Genomic DNA, 24,232 nt, shown 5'->3' on the forward strand with positions numbered 1-24,232 from the left:
GATCGGAGACATGCAGTTGAAACGTTTTCTTGCACTGGGCGCGGCAGTTGGTCTTTTGACTTCAACCGCGGCGTGGGCTGACACATTCCAACGCTATGGAGAGGTTGAAGGCTGGAAAGTCTTCATCGACAATGAAAAGAAATCCTGCCTGATCGAGGCCGTTGATGATGCGGAAAACGTCGTTCAGATGGGTCTGACCGAAGATCGCGGTGTGGGATATGTCGGCGTTTTCACCAAGGCTGAAACCGATATCAAACGTGGCGAGACGCAAGAAGTCGCCATCCTGCTGGGCGACAACATCTATCTGGGTGAAGCGACCGGCATGAAAGGTAACATCACCAAAGGCTATTCCGGTGGTTATGTCCTGTCGGACAGCCCTCAGTTCGCGGATGATCTGGCAAAGAAGAAGGTCATGATCGTGTTCCCCGAGACATCCTATGCCTTCACGGTCGATCTGACAGGCACTTACAAAGCCATGGAAATGGCTCGGAAGTGCAACGAAGAGCAGCTGACGTAATCGGCTAGTCGGAAAGCGCGGCCATCAGCCGTGCTTTCTGGCCCTGGTCACCGGATTGTGAAATCGCTGCGGCCAAGTCTTCGAGTGAGGCAATCGAATGCCCTGCGCGAAAACTGTCTACATGCGGCAGCATCGCGGCAACCCCTTGCGCCTTGGGCGCGAACCCGTCCCAACGCAACAAGGGATTCAGCCAGATCAGGCGTTTTGAGGACAGGTGCACACGTTCAATCTCTTTCCTGAGGAGCTCTGGATCACCCCGCTCGAGCCCGTCGGTGATCAGCAGAACGACCGCCCCTTGCCCCATCACCCGGCGTGACCAGTCCCGATTGAATTGATGCAGGCACTCTCCGATGCGAGTGCCACCCTCCCAATCCTGTGCCTCGGCCCCTGCGGCGGTAAGTGCTGCGTCTACATCCCGTTGGTGCAGGTGGCGCGTTATGTTGGTCAGGCGTGTGCCGAATGTGAAGGCATGGACCTTGGCCCAACCCGCACCCTTGGCGTTCGATACCGTGTGCAGGAAATGCAGGATGATCCGACTGTACTGGCTCATCGAGCCGGAAATATCGCAAAGCGCGACAAGATTTGGCCAGCGTGGTTTGGGTTGTAGCCTGGCTATGTCGCGCAACTCACCCCCTTGCCGCATGGCCGCGCGCAAGGTGCGGGCACGGTCGATGCGGTGCCCCAGATGACTGGTCTGCCCGCGGCGTGATTCAATTGGCTTTACTGGCAGTGTCATCCCCGCCAAAACGCGCTTGGCCTGCGCGATTTCGGCGGTGCTCATCTGCTCGAAGTCCAGATTGCGCAGCCGCTCCTCGGACGAAGCGGTTTGGGTTGCGTCGATTTCGATCTCGGTTTCGCCTTCCTCTTGTCCGGCAGCCTCCGGCAAATCACGCTCAACCCCGTCCAGCAGCGCCTCAGCCGCGCGCTTTTCACCGGCATCGGCCTTGCGTTCTTCCTGAACGCCGCGAATTGCAGGAAGCATCATCGCCATCATGTGTTCCATGTAACGCGGGTCTCGCCAGTACATTCGGAAGACTTGCGCAAAAACCACGCGGTGTTCCGGGCGGTTCACGAAACAGGCGTGTAAGGTCCAGTAGAAATCCTGTTTCTCGGAAAAACCTGCCGCCTGCACGGCACGAATAGCGTCGATCACACGACCGGGTCCGATTGGCAACCCTGCCTTTCTGAGTGCGCGAGCAAAATGGGTGATGTTGTGCGCCAGCTTTGGGTTGTCCGGGATATCCAGCGGAAGTTGTTCGGCCATCAGACGCTATGGGGGCTCTGCCCCCATACCCCCGGAGTATTTGGAAAAAGATGAAACATCAGACCGGTTCGAGCGTGGCCTTGGCCTCGTCGAGGATGCGTTTGGCCTCGGACCCCTGAAGTTTTTGAATGTCGTCCTGATATTTGAGGATCGCACCCAGCGTGTCGCCGATCACCTCGGGGCTGAGGTTCATCACATCCAGCGCCAACAGGCATTTCGCCCAGTCGATGGTCTCGGCCACACCGGGTTTCTTGAATAAATCCTCGGTGCGCAAACGTTGAACGAAGGCTACAACCTCGCGACTGAGCCCTCCCGCAGCTTCAGGCGCGCGCGCATGCAGAATTTCGATTTCACGTTCGAAATCGGGATAATCGACCCAGTGATACAGGCAGCGACGCTTGAGGGCATCGTGCACTTCGCGGGTCCGGTTCGACGTGACAATCACAATCGGTGGTTCGGGTGCTGCAACAGTGCCCAGTTCAGGAATCGTGACCTGAAAATCACTCAGAGCTTCCAGTAGAAACGCTTCGAACGGTTCATCGGTCCGGTCCAGTTCGTCGATCAGAAGAACCGGCGCTCCGTTTTCGTCCGGGCGCATTGCCTGCAACAAGGGGCGTTCGATCAAGTATTCGTCCGAGAACAGTTCAGTCTGCAACGCGCCCCGGTCGGCCCCACCTGCGGCCTCGGCCGTTCGGATCGCGACCATCTGCGCCGGAAAGTTCCATTCGTAAACGGCAGAAGGCGCATCCAGACCTTCGTAGCATTGCAGACGGATCAGGCGCCGGTTCAACCCGGATGCCAGAGCCTTGGCGATCTCGGTCTTTCCCACCCCAGCCTCGCCTTCCAGAAACAACGGGCGTCCAAGCTTCAGCGACAGGAACACAACCGTCGCAAGGGCGCGACCACAGACATAGCCCTGACGACCCAGCATCTGCTGCACGGCATCGATGGAAACTGGCTGTGTCATGGAACCCCTCTCTGCTATAGGGATAAACAGGTCATGCAACCGTCTGGCCGTCAAGACCTCAACCTAGGTCGGGGCTACGACGTTCAGGTCGGTTGACAAGATTTTCTTTGTGGCTTGCGCGGACGCAGTTGGTCTTTTGCAACAGCTATGCTAGCGGAAGGCCATGACCGACACCCTTACGCTCCACCGCCCCGACGACTGGCACCTGCATCTGCGCGATGGCGCGATGCTACAAGCCGTTCTGCCCGAAACCGCGCGCCATTTCGCCCGTGCGATCATTATGCCGAACCTAGTGCCGCCGGTTGTGCGCGGCGATCAGGCCGCCGCTTATCGCGACCGCATTCTGGCGGCCCTGCCCGACGGTATGACGTTCGAGCCGCTGATGACCCTGTATCTGACCGAAGATACAGACGCCGCAGATGTCGCAGCGGCCCATGCCAGCGGTGTGATCAAAGCCGTCAAGCTGTATCCTGCCGGGGCTACGACCAACTCTGCCTCGGGTGTGCGCGATTTCGACAAAGTGCGCCCGGTGCTTGAGAAGATGGCCGAAATCGGCTTGCCCATGTGCGTACATGGCGAGGTGACGGATCCCGAGATTGATATATTTGACCGTGAAGCCGTGTTCATCGACCGTGTTCTGGATCCGATCCGCAGATCGACACCGGGCCTGCGTGTGGTGATGGAACATATCACCACGTCCAATGGTGTGGATTATGTCAAAGCCAACGCGATTGATCTGGGTGCAACGATCACGGCGCATCACCTGATTATCAACCGCAACCACATCTTGGTTGGTGGCATCAAACCGCATTACTATTGCCTTCCCGTTGCCAAGCGCGAGGAACACCGTCTGGCCCTGCTAACCGCCGCAACGTCGGGCGATGCGCGGTTTTTTTTGGGTACAGACAGCGCCCCGCACACGGATGCAAACAAGGAAATGGCTTGCGGCTGTGCCGGTTGTTTCACGGCGACCAACACTATGTCTTTGGTCGCCGAGATGTTTGACCGGGAAGGTGCTTTGGACAAGCTGGAAGGCTTTATGTCGCTCAACGGGCCAGGTTTCTATCGCTTGCCCGTGAACCAAGAGATGATCACCCTGACCAAGGGTGAGCCCGTTTCGTATCCCTCAAAGATTGACACAGGCGATGGACCGGTCACTGTGTTTGACCCGGGCTTTCCGTTGCACTGGCGCGTGGCTTAACCCGCCATTCGTTCGGCCAAATCGCGTGCACGTCCCCCTGTGCGCAGCATCGACCAGATCGTGTCCGCCTCATCCGCGCCGATCAGCTTGGTCGCTTTGTCGCGTACGCGATCCTCGCGGTCAGACAGCGATATTGGGTTCAGCAGATCATGCGTTGCTTCGCGGCGAATGCCATCGCGACGCAGCAGGGACAGATGCGACTGCGTTTCTGACAGGCTTTCATCTGCCTCGACCGTGATGCGGTCGCGCAAAGACGTTATACGCGGGTCGAGGCAGACCTTGTCAGTGAAACTGCCTGGCAAAGCCGTATCATATCCCAGCGCCTGCATCGCGATCACTGTCCGATAGGAAAACTTGGCCCCCAGTCCGGTTGTCGGTGACAGCTGATTGCACACACTCATCCAGCGCGGATGCGTTTTTATCTGGATCTCGGCGACCTCGGGTTCTGCTATGTCCAACTCCCGCGCGGCTTCCAGCGCGGCGTGAAGACCGTGGCAACAGGCGTGAAACTTGTGGCTGACCGTTTCAAACAGCCATTCATCGCCCAACCCATCCAGAGCAGTTTGGTCTGCCGCGCCTTGATGCGTTGCGCCAAACCCAAAAGGACCTTCCAGCGCGTCGGCGTTGGCCTGAAAACCGCGCTGCACCAGCAAGGCTGTCTCGACCCCTGCCGAGGCGGCAAGTCCGGCGTTATACGGCTTGCCCATGGTTCCGAACTGCGCCTTCAGTCCTGCCGCACGCGTTGCCGTCAGACCCAGAACCATTCGCATCTGGTTTGCGTCAAAACCCAGCAAACGACCGACAGCGACAGCCGCCCCAAAGGCACCGGATGTTGCCGTCTGGTGAAATCCTGCCTGATAGTGGCCGCGCCCCAGCCACAAGCCAATTCGGATTGAGGTTTCCATACCCACCAAAGCGGCTTCGAGCATGTCGACAAGAATACGGTCATCCCATTCTGCCACCGCAAGGGCTGCGGGCAAAATGGCGACGGAAGGATGTCCGATATGGGCGAAATGCGTGTCATCGTAATCCAGCGCGTGGGACACCGTGCCATTGACCAACGCCGCACCACGCAGCGGCGCCGAGCCGCCGCCAAAGAGATGCGCCTGAGGGTTTCCGCCCTCGGACAATATCATGTCGCGAACCGTGGTTGAGACGGGTTCGCGCGCACCTGCCCGGCCCACAGCGACCCAGTCAAGAACAGAAAGCGACGTGACGATTCTTGCCTGAGCCGACGTCAAAACCGGACCTGCCACGAAGGTGGCTAATGATGCTGTAAATCCCGTCATGCGCGTAGTCTAGCGTGCGCCTGACAAGGGTAAAGACCTAGCTGTAGAGTTCTTGCGCACGCGCCTCGAACGCGCGCACGATCCGATGCATGGCTTCGTTGAAAACCACGCCGATTATTCCTTGCAGGATGGCATTCTTGAACTCGAAATCCACATGGAACGATACGTTGCAGCCCCCTTCAGGCGCGTCCTCGAACTGCCAGTCGGATTTCATGTATTTGAAGGGGCCGTCCAGGTATTCGGTGTCGATTTTCTTTTGATCCGCAAACAGGGTTACTTTGCTGCCAAAACGTTCCCGGAAAACCTTGAACGAGATGACCAGATCGGCCTCCATCACCTCAGCCTCTTCCAGCGCATAGGTATTGCGAATGCGGGCAGCAGCGCACCACGGCAGAAATTGGGGGTACTTGGCCACGTCGGCAACCAAGTCGTACATCTGCTGGGCTGTATACGGCAGGTGGCGGGTTTCCGAATGGATAGGCATGGCGTCCGGTATTTGCAGGTGACAATGGCGCGTCATGTCGTATGTTGCGCGCCAAAGATCAAGGGGGCTGCGATGACTGACCGCGCATATATGATAGATGAGATGATCTCGGCAAAGGCCATCGCTGCTCGAATCGAGGAGCTGTGTCGCGACATTTCGGCAGAGTTCAAAGACACCGACAAATTGGTGGTCGTGGGTCTGCTGCGCGGCAGCTTTGTATTCATCGCCGACCTTGTGCGCGAACTTGACCTTCCGATCGAGGTGGATTTCCTTGAAGCTTCTTCTTACGGAGACGCGATGGAGAGCAGCCGGGAAGTTCGTATTCTCAAAGACTTGCGCGGCGCAATTGAAGGGCGCGACGTGCTGGTTGTCGAGGATATCGTTGACACCGGCCATACGTTGAACCATGTCACCAAGTTGCTGCAAAGCCGTAACCCCGCGCGCCTGAAATCCATCGCCCTGCTGGACAAGCCGAGCCGCCGCGAAGTGGATTTCCGATCAGACTGGATCGGTTTTGAGATACCAGACGAATTTGTCGTGGGTTATGGAATTGACTACGCCCAACGCAACCGCAACCTGCCCTATATTGGCAAAGTCCGCTTTACGGACGAATAGCCGAACGGGAAATTTGCCGATCTCGTGCTCAGGCCCGTTTAAAATTCATTATTTCGAATATCATTGGACAATCATCGCCTCGTCGCTTTACCTTTCAGGTAATAACAGGAGTATTGTTGATGAAGCGATTTTTTGCGGTAGCGAGCGTCTTTTTGGTGATCGTGTCCCTTGCAAACGAGTCATATGCAAAAGACAACAAGGGCAAAGGGCAAGGTGCCAACAAAACCAAAGTAGAGAAATCCATTAAGTCAAACGGCAAGGCTGTTCCGCCCGGTCAAATCAAACGATACACCCGAGGTCAGAAATTGCCGGACGACCTGCGTTTTGACTATATTGACGACCTCGACAACTGGAAGCTCAAACCGCTGAAGCCGGGGCAACGGTATATTCGGGTCGACGACGAAATAATCTCGATATCGGATGATACGAAGACTGTAATAGAAGCCGTTGGAATCGTTGGCGATCTGATGAACTGAAAGCCTCGGTCCTAGCAGTCGCGGCCTAACACAGCTTCGATGGCCTTCAGAAATATCCCGGTCCCAATCGGAATAAGCGCATCCGGGAAGTCATAGTCCGGGTTGTGCAACTGGGGATGGTCGCTCCCCGACCCCAACCAGAACATGGCGGCCTTCGCACTTTTTCCAAACTGGCCGAAATCTTCTGAAAACCGCTGTGGCTGATCGACAAACCTGCAAGCAACGCCCTGCTCCGTGCAGGCCGTGTACAGGATCGAGACTGCTTCCGGGTGATTGGCACAAGCCTCAAACACTTCGTCATAACTGATTTCGACCGCCAGTCCTTCGGCTTTGGCCATTTCACGGACCAACGATTCAGCGTCGCTGATCAGCTGCACCATTCGCGCGTCTGTGACCGTGCGAAGTGTCACCCATAGCTCGGCCCGCCCCGGTGCTACTCCGACCGTGCGCTCACCCAACGTGGCATGTGTGACGGTGGTCAATGCGTAATCGTCATTAAGATCCCCGCCGCCCCCTAACGCGTTTAAAGCCGGCATCAGGTTAGCCAGCGCACCGGCAGGCGACACCCCATCTTGAGGAGCAGCAGCATGTGACGTCTTTCCAGTCAAAACAATCTGCATCCCACGTGAGGCGCAATTGGCGGGACCGTCACAAATTTCTACCACCCCCAACTCCAACCCCGGTAAGTTGTGCAACGACAACACGAGGTCGGGCGCAACCTCGGCGTATTGGGGATCAGCCCGGAAAGCGATTGCACCATGGCCAGTCTCTTCGGCTGGCTGGAAAATCAATACGACTCGGCCTTTCATTGGGCGTTGATGCTTCAACCCGTCTGCCACGCCCAGAACCATTGTCATATGCCCATCGTGGCCGCACAAATGCCCTTTGCCCACGACCTGTGATACATAGGAATGGTCCGCCAACTCCTGGATCGGCAACCCATCCAATTCGCAGCGAATGCCCAAGGTGGGACCGGGTTGGCCACTTTCGAAAACGGCGGCGATCCCATGCCCACCAATTCCGGTCAGGACATGGTCAGCACCAGCGTCGCGCAGAAGTTCAGCCACCCGCACTGCGGTATTCTTTTCTTGCCCCGAAAGTTCAGGATGTTGATGCAACTCGTGGCGCAGAAGGGTCAGTCGCGCGATCTGGTCCGGCGTCACGCTTTTTGTAGCTTTTCTAGACGCGCCGCGCGCAGCCGGGCAAAATCATCACCTGCATGATAAGAAGACCGGGTCAAAGGTGTCGCGGATACCATCAGAAAGCCTTTGCCGTAAGCCGCCTTTTCGTAAGACGCGAACTCTTCGGGTGTTACGAAACGATCAACGCCATGGTGTTTCGGTGTCGGTTGCAGATACTGGCCAATTGTCAGAAAATCGATATCCGCCGCGCGCATGTCATCCATGACCTGACGCACCTGCTGTTCGTTTTCGCCAAGCCCAACCATGATACCGGACTTGGTAAAGATCGACGGATCAAGCTCTTTCACCCGCTGCAATAGACGCAGGGAATGGAAGTACCGCGCGCCGGGGCGAACCTCGGGGTACAGACCCGGTACGGTTTCCAGATTGTGATTGAAGACATCCGGCTTTGCCTGGACCACAATTTCCAGAACATCCGCATCGCATTTCAGAAAATCGGGCGTCAGAATCTCGATCGTGGTTTTGGGAGAGCGGTGCCGCACCGCGCGGATGGTCTGCGCAAAATGCTCGGCTCCACCATCGCTCAGATCATCCCGATCAACCGAGGTGATAACCACATGGTTCAGGCCAAGTTTTTCGACCGCATGTGCCACCCGGCCGGGTTCAAAGGCGTCAAGGTCGTCTGGGCGGCCAGTAGCGATATTACAAAATGTGCAGCCACGGGTACAGATCTCACCCATGATCATCATGGTGGCGTGGCCCTGGCTCCAGCATTCGCCGACATTGGGGCATCCCGCCTCTTCGCAGACGGTGACCAGATTGTTATCGCGCATGATCCGGCGCGTATCTGCATAACCTTTGCCGCCGGGTGCCTTGACCCTGATCCAGTTCGGTTTCTTGGGCTGCGCATTATCTGGGCGGTGCGCTTTCTCCGGGTGGCGCTGTTCGGGGATCTTCAGATCTCGCACGGGCAGTATTCCTGACTTTGGGTCAATCTTGTCGCTCATAACATAGACAGATGTGCTGTGTTACACCAGCGGCGCATAGCCGCTATGCAACGCAGCCGCGCATGAGCAAGAACGCGATTGCAAATTCCCATTTTATCGCATTTTTTCAATGCCTAATGAGAATATTTTATTAATTCAGAATGCGGCATTTCGTCGATTGAAGGCAGTTTAGAACTGTTTTAAGTCACGGCAAAACCACAGGTGAATCACAGGAGCTTGACCATGAAATCCGGCGCAACACTGCCCAACGTGACCTTTCACACCCGTGTCCGCGATGACTCAATCGAAGGACCAAACCCATTCCGTTGGGAAGACAAGACCACCGCTGACTATTTTGCCGGAAAACGCGTGATCCTGTTCTCGTTGCCCGGCGCGTTCACACCCACCTGCTCGACATATCAACTGCCCGGCTTTGAAAACGGGTATAGCGATTTCATTGCCCGGGGTGTCGATGAAATCTACTGCATGTCTGTCAACGACAGCTTTGTGATGAACAAATGGGCGCAAGATCAGGGTCTGACCAACGTTAAGGTCATTCCGGATGGGTCGGGCGAGTTCACCCGCAAAATGGGTATGTTGGTTGACAAGGATAACCTTGGCTTTGGCATGCGGTCATGGCGCTATGCGGCCATCGTAAACGACGGTGTTGTCGAAGCGTGGTTCGAAGAACCTGGTCTGATGGATAACTGCCCCGAAGATCCCTATGGCGTGTCTTCGCCCGAAAACCTGATGAAACATCTTCAGGCAACGGCAGAGCCCGAACTGGCCTGAGTATTAACAAGACGAAGAAAGGCCCGTTTAGACGGGCCTTTTTTGTGCCTTCAGCCTATCATGCGGTCGCGTTCAGCCTATCATGCGGTCGCGTTCAGCCTGATCCTGATAGTGGCGCTTCAGCCGCTGTAACGCGATCCGCAGAACAATCTTTCCGGATCGTGCTGACCAGCCCATGCGTTTTTCCGCCAGTTCCAACCCTTCGAGATAGCAACAGCACCGCAGGGCAACGTCACTTAGTCCGGGGCCAAGGTCAGACAAAGCCCGCGCCACGCGGTCCCGCGCATCGGATGCCTCCTTTCCTCCGTGGCTTTCACTGTCATAACTGCCGCGGCCACCAGCCGTTAGAAACCGGTCCCAGTTCTGTGAAACCTGTGGGCCAATCTGCGCCAATTCGAAATCTTCTCGCAAACGCTCTCCGGCGCTGACAAGCGTTTCATCCAGAAATGGCTTGCCATCACGGTCACGCCTGCGTGCAAGGGCGACCAACGGGCTTTCGGTGGCACTATAGCGAATGCGCCTGATCCGGTCTGTCGCCCCACCCGATGTTTTTACCTGAAACAACGACTGAGTTTCGGCAAAGCCGACTTCGGTTCCCACACGCGCCTTGTTTTCCGCTTTTTCGATCAGGTGGCTCAGGGCCGTTCGGCCTGCAGCGGAAATCCTGTACCGCGATATACGACCGGGATTATCGCAGGAAATCCAGTCCTTTAAGGCCAGAGCCTGAGCGATCTCGCAATCGACGACTGCGGTTCTGGTGGCTCCGGCATTGCCGGTGTCACGAACGACTACCGCTTTGTCCATTTCTTCAGCCACGGCAAGAACCGAACCCGTCTCACTCAGGCGGCGCAAAATGCGCAATGCCTCTCTTTCGAACGCCTCTTCCTGGGCTGTTTCATCCGCGATCGCGGCCGCCCCGTTTGTGTCGTCTAACATGGAGAAATGTGTTTCTGCCAGCGATTGCAACGCGGCATCCACCAAAGGATCGTCGCGGCGCATCTCAATACGTCGGATTTGCCGGAGGATGGTTGACGCATGGCAGCCTGCCGATCTCGCGATATCGCGGATCGAGCGTCCGGTTTCGGTATGAGCAAGGTATCTTTGCGCCCCCTCTGGAACCCATGCCGGAATGGTGAAAGCCATGTTGTTTTCCATGATTATTTGCCCTCGTCGACAAAACAAAATGTCACTTTTCGCCCTCGGATAGCCGGTTAACCAAATCTAACTAGAGGCCCATTCGTTACTCGTTCGTTAACCTCACAAGGCACGAACCAGATTTGATTCAAAAAGATAAACAGTCGTGAAACCATCGTTCGGAGAGGCTGTCACGAAGGCAACACCCGCTTAGGTTGTGCGCTTAATGGTCCCGTAAACCTCAGACACAGGACACATAAGATGCAGGACCTGATGACAATGATCTCAATGCTTCACCGCCCACGCATGTTGGCGAGAGCCGCCAATTTCGGAGCGAGAGAGTACAACCGGGACAGGCATCTGCAACGTATTCTGGGATACGAGTCCTTGCCGGGTTCAGGTCAAGCCCTGCTGCGTCTGATTGAGATGGAAAAAGAGGTGAATGAACTGCGCAAAGAAGATGATGCCGCATACTCTCTGGTCCGGCATCTCGACATTCTTATCGCGCTGTTGGGTGAGGCGCGGCTGTATCAGGCCAACCGCGCCCCAGTCCTTCAATAATTAGGAAAACGCATCCGGCATGGAGGCCTTTTTCTCGGCGATATAGGCTTCCAGCGCTGCAGCTGTATCCGGTTCCATATGCGGTTGCTGGTAATTTGCCAGCAGGCGTTCAACCCGCGCAGAGGCCAGAGCCCGCGTATCACGCGCGCCTTCTTCCTGCCAGGTTTCATATGGCTTGTAGTCCAGCAGATCGGACTTCCAGAAGGATTGCTTGAAGTTCGCCTGCGTGTGGGCACATCCAAGATAATGCCCGCCGGGGCCAACTTCCCGGATCGCATCCATGGCCTGCGCGTTTTCGTCATAGGCCACGCCCTTGGCCAGCGAATGCAAAACACCCAACTGGTCGGCATCCATGACAAACTTCTCGAAGTCGGCCACCAGACCGCCTTCCAGCCAGCCGCAGGCATGCAACATGAAGTTCACGCCAGCCAACAGTCCCATATTCAGCGAGTTCGCTGTTTCATAAGCCGCCTGCGCATCCGGAAGTTTCGAGCCACAGAAAGACCCTGCGGACCGATACGGCAAGTTCAGACGCCGCGCCAACTGACCCGCGCCATAAGTGATATGCGCAGCTTCCGGCGTACCAAAGGTCGGCGCGCCAGAATTCATGTCGATCGAGGTCACGAATGCACCAAAGATCGCGGGTGCACCGGGACGGACGATCTGGCTGTACGCCACACCGGCAAGAACCTCGGCCAGAACCTGGGTCAAAGTACCGGCCACCGAGACCGGCGCCATCGCACCGCCCACGATAAAGGGCGAGATGATACAGGCCTGATTGTTGCGGGCATAAACTTCCAGCGAGCCCATCATCACATCATCGAATGTCATCGGCGAGTTGATGTTGGTCAGCGACGTCATCACCGTGTTTTGCTGAACGAATTCCTTTCCGAACAGGATTTCGCACATCTCAACCGAATCCTGAGCCCGGCTGGGATCGGTCACTGAACCCATGAAAGGCTTGTCCGACAGGGTCATGTGCGCCTTCAACATATCCAGATGGCGCTTGTTCACCGGAATGTCCGTCGGTTCGCATACTGTACCGCCCGAATGGTGCAGCCACTTGGACATATAGGCGAGTTTCACGAACTTGTTGAAGTCGTCCATCGTCGCGTAACGACGGCCGCCTTGTGCATCGCGCACGAAAGGAGGGCCGTAAACCGGGGCCAGAACCATGTTCCGGCCACCAATCACGACCGATTTCTCGGGGTTGCGGGCATGTTGGGTAAACTCGCTGGGCGCTGTTTTGATCAGCTCACGAGCCAGGCCGCGCGGAATGCGCACGCGTTCACCGTCAATATCCGCACCAGCGTCGCGCCATCGTTCCAGAGCGGCAGGGTTGTCAACAAAGTTTACACCGATCTCTTCCAACACGGTTTCCGCGTTGTTTTCAATGATCTCCAGCGCCTCTTCGTTAAGGATTTCGAAGTTCGGAATGTTGCGTTCGATGTATTTCGCGGTCTCGATACGAACTGCAGTCCGCTCGGCACGGCGGGCAGCGCCACCGCCACCTCTTGCCCTGCGCCGGGTGTTTGCCTCGGTCATGAGAAGATCCCGTGTTGTTGGTTAGATTGAGCGTTTGATACAGGTTTGCCGGAACGCAAGCATAGGGATTGCGGCACGTTGGGGGAAAAAGCGACATTGCCGCGTGGCAATCCGGCGAACCGGCTGCCAAAGGTGAAATCTGGAAATGGAAAGCGTCCCCTTCTTCCGTGTCTAAGTGCGCCTCCGGAACCACCGGTCAAAAACCCTCGTGTCAAAGATCTTTGCGGTGAACTTTGCCGAAACCAGCGCCGGAATTGGACCTCGCTCTTGCGAAATGTGCAGGCTTGCCCTAAGGCGCTGACATGACCCAGACATCCCACGACCGCCTTCTGATCATCGACTTCGGCAGCCAGGTTACGCAGCTTATTGCCCGCCGCCTGCGTGAACTGAATGTCTATTGCGAAATTCACCCCTACCAGAATGTCACGATGGATTTTGTGCGGGAAATGGCACCACGTGCCGTGATTTTCTCGGGCGGGCCAGACAGTGTGACGCGCGAGGGGTCACCCCGTGCTCCGCAAGAGATATTTGACTACGGCGTGCCGATCCTGGGCATTTGCTATGGCCAGCAAGTGATGATGCACCAGCTTGGCGGCAAGGTCGAAAGCGGCCATGGCACGGCCGAGTTTGGTCGGGCTTTTGTCACGCCAAAAGACAAACTGGAAATTCTGAACGGCTGGTTTGACGACGGGGATGAACAGGTCTGGATGAGCCACGGCGACCACGTCAGTGAAATCGCGCCGGGGTTTCAGGTCTTCGGCACGTCGCCCAACGCGCCCTTTGCAATCACAGCCGATCCAGCGCGTCATTTCTATGCCGTGCAATTCCATCCTGAAGTCCACCACACGCCCAAGGGCGCGAAGCTGTATGAGAACTTCGTCAAGCTGGCCGGTTTCAAAGGCGACTGGACCATGGGGGCCTATCGCGAAGAGATGATTCGCAAGATCCGCGAGCAGGTTGGCGACAAGAAGGTCATCTGCGGTTTGTCGGGCGGTGTTGACAGCTCAGTCGCGGCGATCCTGATCCACGAGGCGATTGGGGACCAGTTGACCTGCGTCTTCGTCGACCACGGGCTGTTGCGCAAGAACGAGGCTACGGAAGTTGTTGGCATGTTCCGCGACAACTACAACATCCAGCTGATCCACGCGGACGAATCCGAACTGTTCCTTGGCGAGCTTGAAGGGCAAAGCGACCCGGAAACCAAACGCAAGATCATCGGCAAACTGTTCATCGACGTCTTCCAGAAACACGCCGACACCATTGAAGGTGCCGAGTTCCTGGCGCAAGGCACGCTTTATCCGGACGTAATCGAATCGGTGTCATTTTCAGGCGGGCCTTCTGTAACCATCAAATCGCACCACAATGTCGGTGGCTTGCCGGAAAAGATGGGCCTCAAGCTGGTCGAGCCCTTGCGAGAGCTGTTCAAGGATGAAGTGCGCGCACTTGGCCGCGAACTTGGTCTTCCGCAGAGCTTCATCGGACGCCACCCCTTCCCCGGCCCAGGTCTGGCAATCCGCTGCCCCGGTGAAATCACACGTGAAAAGCTGGGTATTTTGCGGGAAGCCGATGCGATCTATATCGACCAGATCCGTAAACACGGCCTCTATGATGACATCTGGCAGGCTTTTGTCGCCATCTTACCAGTGCGCACCGTAGGCGTCATGGGCGACGGACGCACCTATGACTACGCCTGTGCGCTGCGGGCCGTCACATCTGTCGATGGCATGACCGCGGACTACTACCCGTTCAGCCATGATTTCTTGGGCGAAACGGCAACGCGGATCATCAACGAAGTCAAAGGCATCAACCGGTGCACCTATGACATCACATCGAAACCTCCCGGCACCATCGAGTGGGAATGACCAGCAGATGCCTGCAAAAAACCTAACTGATTGAGCTGCAAAACGCCCTGTTTGTTCAAGCCTTTGTTCGGGGCGGTCACCTATACGACCTTGAATCTGGCGCACCTTCGGCGTTTGAATAGCCTGACGAACCTAGTCTGCTTATCATAAGCGCTTGGCTTTGCGGTCTTTTGGCAGCGCGGCCCCGCGACGAACCTGATGGACGCCCGAAATGAGCCATGCACAGAAAGACGTGTTGAAGGCCGGTCTTTGGATGACGGGTGCGATCGCCTCATTCTCATCCATGGCGGTTGCAGGGCGTGAGCTGAGTTCTGCGCATGATACCTTTGAAATCATGATGTATCGCAGCATCGTGGGGTTCGTCGTTGTTGCAACAGTCCTGACTTTAACTCGCAACTGGCATCAGGTTTCAGCCGAACGGCTGGGATTGCACGCCCTACGAAACACCTTACATTTCACAGGGCAAAATCTCTGGTTCTACGCCGTTGCAGTGGCTCCTTTGGCTCAGGTTTTCGCGCTGGAGTTCACTCAGCCGCTTTGGGTGATCCTGCTATCGCCGCTGTTTCTGAACGAACGGTTGACCCCGCTCCGGTTGATAGCGGCGCTAATTGGGTTTTCAGGAGTTCTGATCGTCACGCGCCCAGGCGCTGCCCCGTTGAGCCCCGGCTTAATAACAGCGGCGGCATCCGCGGTATTCTTTGCTTTTACAACGATTACCACTAAGAAGCTCACGCGTTTTGCCAGCATTGGGTGTATCGTTTTCTGGCTGACTGCAATGCAAGCGGTCCTTGGGGCCACAGCCGCTGGCATCGACGGTCAGATTGCGCTTCCGACAATGCAAACTGCTCCCTACTTGATTCTGGTTGGATTGGCGGGATTGTTAGCGCATTTCTGCATTACCAATGCCCTGTCTATCGCCCCGGCAACCGTCGTCATTCCCTTTGATTTTGCACGCCTTCCGACAATCGCGGTGATCGGAACGATCCTCTATCACGAGCCCATCGACCATTGGGTGCTGATCGGTGCTGCTGTCATCTTTACAGGCATTTTCCTGAACATCTGGTCCGAAAATCGTAACAGTTTAGCAACAGTTCAGAACTGTAGTGGTAGCAAGTAACGCACCGTCACCAGTTGACCTTAAACTAACTGAAAAGAAAGTATCGCGCATTACACAACGAGTAGGCGCTGGACTCACTCAATTCTTCGCCAGGCAAATACTCGAAAAATGTTCGGGAGGACAGAATGAAAACAACACTACTCGCAACGTGCGCTTTGTGCGTTGGAGCAACGGCTGGTTATGCAGGCGGTCTGGACCGCAGCGGTCAGGGTATCAACCTGATCTTTGAAGAAGGCTCTGCAGTTCAGTTTCGGTTGGGGTATACCGACCCAAGCGTGACCGGTACGATGCCAGACATTTTTGGTACAAACGGCGGCCAACCCGTTGCTTCCGGCGAAGTTGCAAACGACTTCTTTACGCCACACTTGGGGTACAAAACGGCGCTTACGGAAAAACTTGATTTCGCGCTGATCTACGATCAACCCTACGGCGCCGATATTCAGTACGCGAGCACGTATCCCCTGTCTATCAACCCAATTCCCGGCGGTCGGACCGACAGCCTGAGGGCGACAGCGGATACAGATGCCATCACTGCACTGCTGCGCTACAAATTCGATGGCGGATTCAGTGCGATCGGTGGGATTCGCGCGCAACGCGTCGAGGCTTCGATAACTGTTCCGATTACCGCAGGCTATCAGGTGGATACCAGCGCTGATACCGCATTCGGGTATGTCGTTGGTGTCGCGTGGGAAAAACCCGAAATCGCTGCACGTGTATCGCTGACTTACAACTCCAAGATCAGCCACGACCTTTCGCAGACAGAATCGCTCAATCCGCCTCCTTTCCCACCAATTCCACCGGGGACTGTGGCAACGTTCAACACCACAAGTGAGATTGAAACACCCCAGTCAATCAACTTGGATTTCCAGACTGGTGTGGCGCCCAAGACATTGTTGTTCGGCTCGATCCGTTGGGTCGACTGGCCACAGCTTGTGTATAACCCGCCAAACTATCCGCCGACCAGCAACCTGGTTGACTATGACGAAGCCACGTTCACCTACTCGCTGGGTTTGGGCTATCAGTTCTCGGAAGAGTTTTCTGGTGCTGTGACACTTGGCTACGAATCTTCCCAAGGTACGCCGGTGTCGAACCTCGGCCCGACAGATGGGTTCTGGAGCATCGGTCTGGGTGGCACCTATTCTCTTGAGAATGCCAAAATTTCCGGTGGTGTGCGTTACACGGATATCGGAGATGCCACCGCGAATGGCGCTGGTCCAGCGGCACGTGGCACGTTCACAGGCAACAGCGCTTGGAGCGTTGGCTTCCAGATCACATACGCTCTGAACTGATCTGAGTAATCATATTTACTACAAAGCCCCGCAGTTTCTGCGGGGCTTTTTCGCATGAACCGGGTCGCCGTTGGTTAACTTCAATGAAACAGTGCCCGCATGAACGAACAAAAACACCTCTCTATCCGCGGGTGGACCGAGCTTTTGCTGCTTGGACTGATCTGGGGCGCCTCCTTTGTTTCCATCCGGGTCGCTCTGGACACACTTCCCGTGATGACGTCGGTTTTGCACCGCACATTCTGGGCCATGCTGGTCTTGTGGCTGGTGACTTGGATCGGGGGGGGCAAGGTGCCAAGCGCGCCCCGAGTCTGGGGCGCTTTTCTGGTCATGGGGCTGTTGAACAACGTCATCCCCTTTAGCCTGATGGCTTGGGGGCAGCTGTACATTGACACGGGTCTGACGGCGATCCTGAACGCAGCAACTGCGATCTTCGGCGTTCTGATAGCAGCACTGTTTTTTCGCGACGAACGATTGACAAAAAACCGGCTACTGGGTGTCTGCCTGGGCTTTCTTGGTGTCTCAATCGCGATCGGAGCGCAGAATTTCTTGAGTTTCAGCCTGCAAAGCACCGCTCAGCTTGCAGTGTTGGCCGGAACAGTTTCCTACGCATGCGCCGCGGCTTGGGCGAGGCAGACATTATCGCACCTTCCACCGGTAGTTGCCGCCGCCGGTATGCTGACGGCTTCGACAGTGTTGGTATTGCCAATAACACTAGCAGTTGATGGAGTACCCAGCTTGGCGTTACCCGCAATAACCTGGGCGGCCATCGGGTACTATGCAATTGTCGCAACGGCCGGCGCATATCTGCTTTACTATCGGGTTTTGGCAGTGGCCGGCAGCGGCAATCTTATGCTGGTGACGCTTGTCATACCCCCGGTCGCTATTGTTCTGGGCGCATTGCTGCGCGAAGAGTCCCTGCCCCCAAACGCCTTTCTGGGCTTTGCCGTTCTGGCGATTGGCCTTTTGGTTCTGAACCGTTCGTCCCAGCCCAATTGACGCCGTGCGCTGCCCGATTTAGCTAGGGCAAAAAAGGACAGCGCAAAATGATCTACACCTCAGCCAATGACTGGCGCACCGCAAGCCGCAAGAAAGTGCTGTTCTTTGGCATGTCAGGATTGGGCAAGACCTACGTATCCAACATCCTCAGAGATTCCGGGAACTGGTTCCACTACTCGATCGATTACCGGATCGGAACGCGCTATATGGGCGAGTACATTACCGACAATGCCAAGGCCGAGGCTATGAAAGTTCCGTTCTTGCGTGAACTGCTGTTGTCGGATTCGATCTATATCGGTTCGAATATTTCATTCGCCAACCTGACACCTGTTGCCGCTTATCTGGGCAAGCCGGGAAACCCCGATCTGGGTGGCTTGGACATGCCGGAATACCGCCGCAGGCAGGAACAGTTTCGCTTGGCCGAAATTCATGCGCTGCTGGACACCGAATACTTCATCGACCGCGCCGAACGTCTGTACAAATATCCTCACTTTATCTGCGATACGGGCGGATCCATCTGCGAGTGGGTAGATCCCGAGGACCCAAGAGATCAGGTTTTGTCTGAACTCGCGCGGCAAACCCTCATGATCTGGCTAAAGGGTGACGAGGGTCATACGGCCGATCTTGTGCGCCGTTTCGACAAGGCCCCAAAACCCATGTCTTATCAGGCCAATTTCCTGACCCGTTCCTGGACCGAGTATCTGGATCAACACGGCTGTGCAGAGGCCGAGGTCAACCCCGATGACTTTGTCCGCTGGACCTATGCGCAAGCCCTGGCCCATCGTCAGCCCCGGTACGAGGCGATGGCAAAGAACTGGGGCGTGGCGATTGATGCCAACGACATCGGCAAGATCCGCGATGCGGCTGATTTCGACGAGTTGATCGAACGCACCCTTGAGGCCAGTCGCAATAACGCCTAACTACCAGTTTTCCCTAATCTCTTCGAAGTCAGACACATGCCCATCAAAATTCCCTCAGATCTGCCCGCCTTTGACGTCCTGAACAAAGAGGGCGTTATGGTCATGTCCGAGGATCAGGCGATGCGTCAGGATATTCGCCCCCTGCGCATCGGGTTGCTGAATCTGATGCCGAAGAAGATTCAGACGGAAAACCAGTTTGCGCGACTGATCGGCGCAACCCCGTTGCAGATCGAACTGTCTTTGATCCGTATGACGGAACACCAGACAAAAACCACCGCCGCCGAGCATATGTCAGAGTTCTACCTGCCTTTTCAGGAGGTTAAGGACCAGAAATTCGACGGCCTGATCATCACCGGTGCGCCGATCGAGCATCTGGAATTTTGTGACGTCACCTATTGGGATGAAATCAGCGAAATCTTCGACTGGACTCAGACAAACGTTCACTCAACCTTTGGCGTTTGTTGGGGCGGGATGGCGATGATCAACCATTTTCATGGTGTCCGAAAACACATGCTGGATGCCAAGGCCTTTGGCTGTTTCCGTCACCGCAATCTGAACCCTGCATCACCTTTTTTGCGTGGGTTCTCTGACGATTGCGTTATCCCGGTCAGCCGCTGGACGGAAATGAAACAAGTTGAGATCGACGCTGCGCAGGGTTTGACGACCCTTCTGGGCAGCGACGATGTAGGCCCTTGTCTGGTCGAGGATCCCAGCCACCGCGCGCTGTATATCTTCAATCATTTTGAATATGACAGCGACACGCTGAAACAGGAGTATGACCGCGACGTCGCCAATGACACGCCCATCAACGTGCCGATCAACTATTATCCGGATGATGACCCATCCAAGACACCTCAAAATCGTTGGCGCAGTCACGCGCATCTTCTTTACGGGAACTGGATAAACGAAATCTATCAGACGACGCCTTTTGATATGAGCGAAATTGGCCGCTAAGAACTTGATATCCTTTGGCCTCATCATTCTGGGCCTTGCCGCTGTGACTGCGTGGCGCAGCGCCCGGAATGAAGCGCAGGCAGAAGCGGCTTTCCCACCCGAAGGCCAGATTCTTGATGTCGACGGGATCGCCGTTCATGCGGTTGTCATGGGGAAAGGGCCAGACGTGGTCCTTCTTCACGGCTCAAGCGGCAACACCCGCGACATGACTTTTGCGCTGGCACCCATTCTGGCTGAAAACTACCGCGTCATCGTTTTTGACCGGCCCGGCCTGGGATTTTCAGAAAGTTTCAACCCAGACGGTGAAACGATCACGGAACAAGCGGATATCCTGCAAAAAGCTGCTGCCCAGCTTGGGGCGGGAAAGCCTATCGTTGCGGGCCAAAGCTATGGCGGTTCAGTGGCGCTTGCATGGGCGGTCACCAGGCCCGAGGATCTCTCGGCGCTTGTTCTGATCGCACCCGCTGCCATTCCGTGGGAAACGCCTTTGGATGGGTTTAACCAATTGGCGTCTACCACGGTCGGCAACGCGCTCGCCCTGCCCCTGATCTCTTCATTCGTGCCCGATTGGTACGTGACACGGGCATTGAACAGTGTATTTGCGCCCCAATCGGCCCCTGCCGGATACGCTGATCATTTCGGGCCCGGCCTGACCATCCGGCGCAGTTCCATGCATGCAAATGCCAAGCAACGGGCCAACCTATTGGATGAGATAACCCAAATACAGCCGAGATACGGTGAGATTTCAGTGCCAACCGAAATCGTTCACGGCACCGCCGACGACACTGTCGGCCTTGAATGGCATTCGCAACGTCTGATCCAGCAAATCCCGCAGGCCGAACTGGTCGCGTTACCGGGGATCGGTCACATGCCGCAGGTTGTCGCAGCGCCCGAGGTTGCTGCCGCAATTGATCGTGCAGCGCGGCGTGCAGGTTTGCGTTAATCCAAGCACTAATCCATAGTCGGATATGGGTTTTATCGCGAGGTGACAAATGGCCCGGACCGCAAAAGGTTCTATCGAGAAGTACTTTCAGGAAAGCGCGCCTAAAGCTGTGCGGGATGAGATCGAGAATTCGAAGAAAGGCGATATCCTGAATCCGACCTACCCGTATAGCGAGAAGATGAAGACCAAGGACTATGATGAGCAGATGGAACTGCTCCAGATCGAGCTGGTCAAAATGCAGTCTTGGGTCAAGGACACCGCCCAACGGATCGCCATCATCTTCGAAGGCCGCGATGCCGCCGGCAAGGGCGGAACGATCAAACGGTTTCGCGAAAATCTGAACCCACGCGGCGCGCGCAACGTGGCGCTCAGCAAACCCTCAGAGACTGAACGCAGTCAATGGTACTTCCAGCGCTACATCCCTCACCTGCCCGCCGCCGGGGAAATCGTTTTCTTTGACCGAAGTTGGTACAATCGCGGCGTGGTCGAGAACGTCTTTGGTTTCTGCACCCAGGAAGAGCGCGAGCGGTTCTTTCGTCAGGTTCTGCCGCTTGAAACGGGCCTGGTCAATGATGGCATCAAACTCTTCAAGTTCTGGCTCAATGTCGGGCGGACTGAGCAGCTGAATCGCTTTCTGGCCCGTGAAACCGACCCGTTAAAGCAATGGAAACTCAGCCCGATTGACGTGGCTGGGTTGGACAAGTGGGACGAATACACACAATCGATTTCAGAAACTCTGACCCGGTCACATTCAGACGTATCTCCTTGGACAATTGTCCGGTCGGACGACAAGAAACGCGCCCGTCTTGCAGCAATCCAAACGGTTTTGCACACGCTGGACTATGATGAGAAGGACGCAAAAAGCATTGGCGACATTGATCCCCTGATCTGCGGTGGTCCGGATGTCTGGGAAGCCTAGGTTGCGTTTTCACCCTGCCCGGCCAAGGATTTCAAGGGCAAGCGTTGGACGACCGTGTGTATTTGGTCTATCCCCTTGTCTTCCAATACCTAATCAAAGAACCTGAGGCCGGGATGTCGAAACGCGGTTATCATCACGGAAACCTAAAGCAAGCCCTGATCGAGGCAGCCTTGTCCCTGATCGAAGAAAAGGGGCCGACAGGTTTTACGTTATCTGAAGCCGCCAAAACCGCTGGCGTAACACCCGCCGCTGTCTATCGCCATTTTGAAGGGCGCGAAGACCTTATCGCCGAAGCTGCACGGCAAGGGTTCGAGATGTTCGCGGACCTGATGCAATACGCTTATGACAAGGGCCAACCCTCTGCCCTTGCCGCCTTCGAGGCAACCGGGCGGGCCTATCTGGCTTTTGCGCGGAAGAACCCCGGCCACTACATCGCCATGTTCGAAAGCGGAATTTCGTTGAATCGCACCCCCGAACTATCAATGGCCGCCAATCGGGCCAAATCGGTTCTTGAAAAAGCCGCCGACGACCTGTCACAACATATTCCACCTGAAAAGCGCCCGCCCGCGTCGATGTTCAGCGCACATATCTGGGCGATGAGCCATGGTGTGGTTGAATTATACGCGCGCAATACCGGAGCGACGTCTCCCTTCCCCCCGGAAGACCTGCTGGAAAGCGGCATTGGTATCTACCTGCGAGGGCTGGGTCTGATCCCGCAGGACGATTGACACCTGTCAAAACGTTCGGCTGCTTTGCGGTAAGCTCAGCCCGGACGTTACGTTGATCAGATTCATCTCGCCCATTCCCTTTATGTCAACACGTCCCAAGTCCGAGACCTGAAATTCGTCAATAAGGGCGTATTTCATTTCTTCCGGCGCAACGATTTTCATAGGATTGGCAAAAATTTGCAGTCGGGACGCGATATTTACCGCCGGACCGAAAACGTCGTAGACGTATTTCTGAATACCCACGACAGACCCGACCGCGGCCCCCATCCCCAAACCGATCCGGGCCTGCCATTTGTGCGGGTGGCTTTCGTTACGGCGTTCGAGATAGCGCAGGAAACGTACCGCGCAATGGGCCACAGCAGTCGCGTGATCGGGTGTCGGGTCAGGCATGCCTGAGACCGCAAGATATGCGTCACCAATTGTTTTGATCCTTTCACACCCGAATTGCTCAACGATCCTGTCAAACGCTGTGAAAATGTCGTTCAACTCGCTCAGGGTCACTGTCGGGTCGGTCTTGGCCGCGAAATCGGTGAAACCCACAAAGTCCAGCATGACCACGGACACCTGCTTGTAGAGCTGCGGAGTGACAACACCGAAGGTTTTGAACTCTTCATAAACGGCCCGTGGCATCAGGTTCAGAAGCAGCCGTTCAACCCGTTCTTTCTCGCGCTCCAGCTCTCGCGTGTTGCGTTCGACCATAGTGGAGTAGCTGTCGATCATGCTTTCCAGCTCGCGAATGCGCGTGATGTTCTGGCATTCGACAATCAGAACCTGCTCGGAAAGCCCTTTGGCCAACGAAACTGCGACTGCAAAGATCAAGGTCCGCCGCTTCGGCTTGATTTGCAATTCAACCGAATATCTCAAGCCCGATTGCTTGACGTCTTCCAATTCTTTGGGATCAAGGGCCGGCAGAATGTCCGTAAGAGTACTGCCGTTCTCGGGGGTTCCAAACCACTCCGAAAACGGCCCGTTATGAAAAACGAACTGAAGATCCGAGGCGCGCACCACGGCAATGCCGACACCGATGGCGCGTAACAGCTGTTCGTTTATTGCATGAATGCTCATGCCGCGTTTCGGGCGACGATAATTGAACGCTTCCCTTCAATTGCGGCCAGCGCGGTTTTGATATCCTGATCGGACATACCATGCACGCTCAGCGCTTCGCCAAACAGCTCAGCCATCACATCAAATTCGTCATGTGAGATACTCAGATGCCTGTGTACGGCTTCGATCCTGTCATCACTGAATGACGCCGGTCCGCCTATCAGGGACGATACAAACTTCGTCTGATGATCAATCAGCCGCGGCATATCTATATCTTCAAAATAATGGCCGATGTCATCCGAATCCAACGCTATTTCATAGAAGGTCATCACGACACGGCTGATCGTTTTGAAGCCACCGTATTTATCATAAAGCGTTTGCGCCACACGAAAACCCAAGAGTTACCGAACAAAAACACTGTAATTCTATATCAAATGGACATTTTTGTTAATGTTTGTGGTATTTTTTTCGTTTTCCGGCTTAACGC

At 55.7% G+C, this 24,232-nt stretch carries 25 protein-coding genes; 15 read left to right on the plus strand and 10 right to left on the minus strand.

Annotation, left to right across the window (positions count from 1 at the left end; translation table 11 throughout):
• Positions 1-10: 10 nt before the first annotated feature.
• Positions 11-517 carry a hypothetical protein gene (locus I9188_RS03710; RefSeq protein ID WP_209504080.1) on the plus strand — a complete coding sequence of 169 codons (507 nt, stop codon included), beginning with the start codon at positions 11-13 and terminating at the stop codon, positions 515-517.
• A 4-nt stretch (positions 518-521) separates the two neighbouring features.
• On the opposite strand, the gene I9188_RS03715 is transcribed toward I9188_RS03710, so the two are convergent.
• Complete coding sequence (locus I9188_RS03715) at positions 522-1,781, minus strand: VWA domain-containing protein (RefSeq protein ID WP_209504081.1); 1,260 nt, start codon at positions 1,779-1,781, stop codon at positions 522-524.
• 58 nt (positions 1,782-1,839) lie between these two features.
• Positions 1,840-2,748: a MoxR family ATPase gene (locus I9188_RS03720; protein ID WP_209504082.1), complete on the minus strand. Its 909-nt coding sequence runs from the start codon at positions 2,746-2,748 to the stop codon at positions 1,840-1,842.
• Between the two features lie 163 nt (positions 2,749-2,911).
• Between I9188_RS03720 and pyrC the strand changes: the two genes are divergently transcribed.
• On the plus strand, positions 2,912-3,949 hold the full coding sequence (pyrC, locus tag I9188_RS03725) for a dihydroorotase (RefSeq protein WP_209504083.1): 1,038 nt from the start codon (positions 2,912-2,914) through the stop codon (positions 3,947-3,949).
• Here pyrC and I9188_RS03730 read toward each other — a convergent pair.
• Together I9188_RS03730 and I9188_RS03735 are read right to left on the minus strand one after the other, a co-directional pair.
• On the minus strand, positions 3,946-5,238 hold the full coding sequence (locus tag I9188_RS03730; protein WP_209504084.1) for an MmgE/PrpD family protein: 1,293 nt from the start codon (positions 5,236-5,238) through the stop codon (positions 3,946-3,948). The two genes, pyrC and I9188_RS03730, sit on opposite strands and share 4 nt — an antisense overlap.
• A 37-nt stretch (positions 5,239-5,275) precedes the next feature.
• Positions 5,276-5,722 (minus strand): type II toxin-antitoxin system RatA family toxin, encoded by a 447-nt coding sequence (locus I9188_RS03735; protein WP_209504898.1) that lies wholly within the window; start codon positions 5,720-5,722, stop codon positions 5,276-5,278.
• Between the two features lie 72 nt (positions 5,723-5,794).
• On the opposite strand from I9188_RS03735, the gene hpt reads away from it, so the two are divergent.
• Together hpt and I9188_RS03745 are read left to right on the plus strand one after the other, a co-directional pair.
• Positions 5,795-6,337 (plus strand): hypoxanthine phosphoribosyltransferase, encoded by a 543-nt coding sequence (hpt, locus tag I9188_RS03740; RefSeq protein ID WP_209504085.1) that lies wholly within the window; start codon positions 5,795-5,797, stop codon positions 6,335-6,337.
• A gap of 119 nt (positions 6,338-6,456) precedes the next feature.
• Entirely contained in the window at positions 6,457-6,813 is a 357-nt protein-coding gene (locus I9188_RS03745) for a hypothetical protein (protein WP_209504086.1), read from the plus strand.
• An 11-nt stretch (positions 6,814-6,824) separates the two neighbouring features.
• Here I9188_RS03745 and I9188_RS03750 read toward each other — a convergent pair whose 3' ends face one another.
• The gene (locus tag I9188_RS03750; protein WP_209504087.1) at positions 6,825-7,976 is read right to left on the minus strand and encodes an amidohydrolase; all 1,152 of its coding nucleotides are present in this window, start codon (positions 7,974-7,976) and stop codon (positions 6,825-6,827) included.
• Positions 7,973-8,923, minus strand: coding sequence for a lipoyl synthase (gene lipA / locus I9188_RS03755; RefSeq protein WP_209504088.1), 951 nt, complete (start codon positions 8,921-8,923; stop codon positions 7,973-7,975). The genes I9188_RS03750 and lipA overlap by 4 nt, the downstream gene beginning before the upstream one ends.
• A 261-nt stretch (positions 8,924-9,184) precedes the next feature.
• Here lipA and I9188_RS03760 point away from each other — a divergent pair, with 261 nt between their 5' ends.
• The gene (locus tag I9188_RS03760; RefSeq protein ID WP_209504089.1) at positions 9,185-9,733 is read left to right on the plus strand and encodes a peroxiredoxin; all 549 of its coding nucleotides are present in this window, start codon (positions 9,185-9,187) and stop codon (positions 9,731-9,733) included.
• Positions 9,734-9,805: 72 nt separating this feature from the next.
• Here I9188_RS03760 and I9188_RS03765 read toward each other — a convergent pair whose 3' ends face one another.
• Positions 9,806-10,888: a DUF6456 domain-containing protein gene (locus I9188_RS03765; protein ID WP_209504090.1), complete on the minus strand. Its 1,083-nt coding sequence runs from the start codon at positions 10,886-10,888 to the stop codon at positions 9,806-9,808.
• Positions 10,889-11,128: 240 nt separating this feature from the next.
• On the opposite strand from I9188_RS03765, the gene I9188_RS03770 reads away from it, so the two are divergent.
• Positions 11,129-11,428, plus strand: a complete 300-nt coding sequence (locus tag I9188_RS03770) for a DUF6477 family protein (RefSeq protein WP_209504091.1) — start codon at positions 11,129-11,131, stop codon at positions 11,426-11,428.
• On the opposite strand, the gene I9188_RS03775 is transcribed toward I9188_RS03770, so the two are convergent.
• On the minus strand, positions 11,429-12,973 hold the full coding sequence (locus tag I9188_RS03775) for a trimethylamine methyltransferase family protein (RefSeq protein ID WP_209504092.1): 1,545 nt from the start codon (positions 12,971-12,973) through the stop codon (positions 11,429-11,431). It lies immediately after the preceding gene.
• Positions 12,974-13,275: 302 nt separating this feature from the next.
• On the opposite strand from I9188_RS03775, the gene guaA reads away from it, so the two are divergent.
• The 9 genes from guaA (at position 13,276) to I9188_RS03820 (ending at position 22,701) form a co-directional block, all read left to right on the plus strand.
• Complete coding sequence (guaA, locus tag I9188_RS03780) at positions 13,276-14,835, plus strand: glutamine-hydrolyzing GMP synthase (protein ID WP_209504093.1); 1,560 nt, start codon at positions 13,276-13,278, stop codon at positions 14,833-14,835.
• Positions 14,836-15,046: 211 nt separating this feature from the next.
• Positions 15,047-15,952: a DMT family transporter gene (locus I9188_RS03785; RefSeq protein WP_209504094.1), complete on the plus strand. Its 906-nt coding sequence runs from the start codon at positions 15,047-15,049 to the stop codon at positions 15,950-15,952.
• Between the two features lie 125 nt (positions 15,953-16,077).
• Positions 16,078-17,241 (plus strand): outer membrane protein transport protein, encoded by a 1,164-nt coding sequence (locus I9188_RS03790; protein WP_209504095.1) that lies wholly within the window; start codon positions 16,078-16,080, stop codon positions 17,239-17,241.
• A gap of 99 nt (positions 17,242-17,340) precedes the next feature.
• The gene (locus I9188_RS03795) at positions 17,341-18,237 is read left to right on the plus strand and encodes a DMT family transporter (protein WP_209504096.1); all 897 of its coding nucleotides are present in this window, start codon (positions 17,341-17,343) and stop codon (positions 18,235-18,237) included.
• Positions 18,238-18,284: 47 nt separating this feature from the next.
• Entirely contained in the window at positions 18,285-19,157 is an 873-nt protein-coding gene (locus I9188_RS03800; RefSeq protein ID WP_209504097.1) for an ATPase, read from the plus strand.
• Between the two features lie 36 nt (positions 19,158-19,193).
• A complete protein-coding gene (metA, locus tag I9188_RS03805) occupies positions 19,194-20,111 on the plus strand; it encodes a homoserine O-succinyltransferase (protein WP_209504098.1) in 918 nt (305 codons plus the stop codon).
• Positions 20,101-21,054: an alpha/beta hydrolase gene (locus I9188_RS03810; protein WP_209504099.1), complete on the plus strand. Its 954-nt coding sequence runs from the start codon at positions 20,101-20,103 to the stop codon at positions 21,052-21,054. Before metA ends, I9188_RS03810 begins: the two co-directional genes overlap by 11 nt.
• A gap of 49 nt (positions 21,055-21,103) precedes the next feature.
• Positions 21,104-21,973, plus strand: a complete 870-nt coding sequence (gene ppk2, locus I9188_RS03815; protein WP_209504100.1) for a polyphosphate kinase 2 — start codon at positions 21,104-21,106, stop codon at positions 21,971-21,973.
• Between the two features lie 113 nt (positions 21,974-22,086).
• The gene (locus tag I9188_RS03820; RefSeq protein WP_209504101.1) at positions 22,087-22,701 is read left to right on the plus strand and encodes a TetR/AcrR family transcriptional regulator; all 615 of its coding nucleotides are present in this window, start codon (positions 22,087-22,089) and stop codon (positions 22,699-22,701) included.
• 6 nt (positions 22,702-22,707) lie between these two features.
• Here the strand turns inward: I9188_RS03820 and I9188_RS03825 are convergent, their stop codons facing one another.
• Both I9188_RS03825 and I9188_RS03830 read right to left on the minus strand, forming a co-directional pair.
• Positions 22,708-23,766, minus strand: a complete 1,059-nt coding sequence (locus I9188_RS03825) for an adenylate/guanylate cyclase domain-containing protein (protein ID WP_209504102.1) — start codon at positions 23,764-23,766, stop codon at positions 22,708-22,710.
• The gene (locus tag I9188_RS03830) at positions 23,763-24,143 is read right to left on the minus strand and encodes a group 1 truncated hemoglobin (protein ID WP_245223696.1); all 381 of its coding nucleotides are present in this window, start codon (positions 24,141-24,143) and stop codon (positions 23,763-23,765) included. Before I9188_RS03830 ends, I9188_RS03825 begins: the two co-directional genes overlap by 4 nt.
• Positions 24,144-24,232: the final 89 nt, after the last annotated feature.

The sequence above is a fragment of the Ruegeria sp. HKCCSA071 genome, from assembly GCF_017872555.1.
Classification (GTDB): domain Bacteria; phylum Pseudomonadota; class Alphaproteobacteria; order Rhodobacterales; family Rhodobacteraceae; genus Ruegeria.

Coding starts and splice junctions, on each gene's coding strand:
- I9188_RS03710 (WP_209504080.1), top strand. CDS start 11: ATGCAGTTGAAACGTTTTCTTGCACTGGGCGCGGCAGTTGGTCTTTTG.
- I9188_RS03715 (WP_209504081.1), bottom strand. CDS start 1,781: ATGGCCGAACAACTTCCGCTGGATATCCCGGACAACCCAAAGCTGGCG.
- I9188_RS03720 (WP_209504082.1), bottom strand. CDS start 2,748: ATGACACAGCCAGTTTCCATCGATGCCGTGCAGCAGATGCTGGGTCGT.
- pyrC (WP_209504083.1), top strand. CDS start 2,912: ATGACCGACACCCTTACGCTCCACCGCCCCGACGACTGGCACCTGCAT.
- I9188_RS03730 (WP_209504084.1), bottom strand. CDS start 5,238: ATGACGGGATTTACAGCATCATTAGCCACCTTCGTGGCAGGTCCGGTT.
- I9188_RS03735 (WP_209504898.1), bottom strand. CDS start 5,722: ATGCCTATCCATTCGGAAACCCGCCACCTGCCGTATACAGCCCAGCAG.
- hpt (WP_209504085.1), top strand. CDS start 5,795: ATGACTGACCGCGCATATATGATAGATGAGATGATCTCGGCAAAGGCC.
- I9188_RS03745 (WP_209504086.1), top strand. CDS start 6,457: ATGAAGCGATTTTTTGCGGTAGCGAGCGTCTTTTTGGTGATCGTGTCC.
- I9188_RS03760 (WP_209504089.1), top strand. CDS start 9,185: ATGAAATCCGGCGCAACACTGCCCAACGTGACCTTTCACACCCGTGTC.
- I9188_RS03765 (WP_209504090.1), bottom strand. CDS start 10,888: ATGGAAAACAACATGGCTTTCACCATTCCGGCATGGGTTCCAGAGGGG.
- I9188_RS03770 (WP_209504091.1), top strand. CDS start 11,129: ATGCAGGACCTGATGACAATGATCTCAATGCTTCACCGCCCACGCATG.
- I9188_RS03775 (WP_209504092.1), bottom strand. CDS start 12,973: ATGACCGAGGCAAACACCCGGCGCAGGGCAAGAGGTGGCGGTGGCGCT.
- guaA (WP_209504093.1), top strand. CDS start 13,276: ATGACCCAGACATCCCACGACCGCCTTCTGATCATCGACTTCGGCAGC.
- I9188_RS03785 (WP_209504094.1), top strand. CDS start 15,047: ATGAGCCATGCACAGAAAGACGTGTTGAAGGCCGGTCTTTGGATGACG.
- I9188_RS03790 (WP_209504095.1), top strand. CDS start 16,078: ATGAAAACAACACTACTCGCAACGTGCGCTTTGTGCGTTGGAGCAACG.
- I9188_RS03795 (WP_209504096.1), top strand. CDS start 17,341: ATGAACGAACAAAAACACCTCTCTATCCGCGGGTGGACCGAGCTTTTG.
- I9188_RS03800 (WP_209504097.1), top strand. CDS start 18,285: ATGATCTACACCTCAGCCAATGACTGGCGCACCGCAAGCCGCAAGAAA.
- metA (WP_209504098.1), top strand. CDS start 19,194: ATGCCCATCAAAATTCCCTCAGATCTGCCCGCCTTTGACGTCCTGAAC.
- ppk2 (WP_209504100.1), top strand. CDS start 21,104: ATGGCCCGGACCGCAAAAGGTTCTATCGAGAAGTACTTTCAGGAAAGC.
- I9188_RS03820 (WP_209504101.1), top strand. CDS start 22,087: ATGTCGAAACGCGGTTATCATCACGGAAACCTAAAGCAAGCCCTGATC.
- I9188_RS03825 (WP_209504102.1), bottom strand. CDS start 23,766: ATGAGCATTCATGCAATAAACGAACAGCTGTTACGCGCCATCGGTGTC.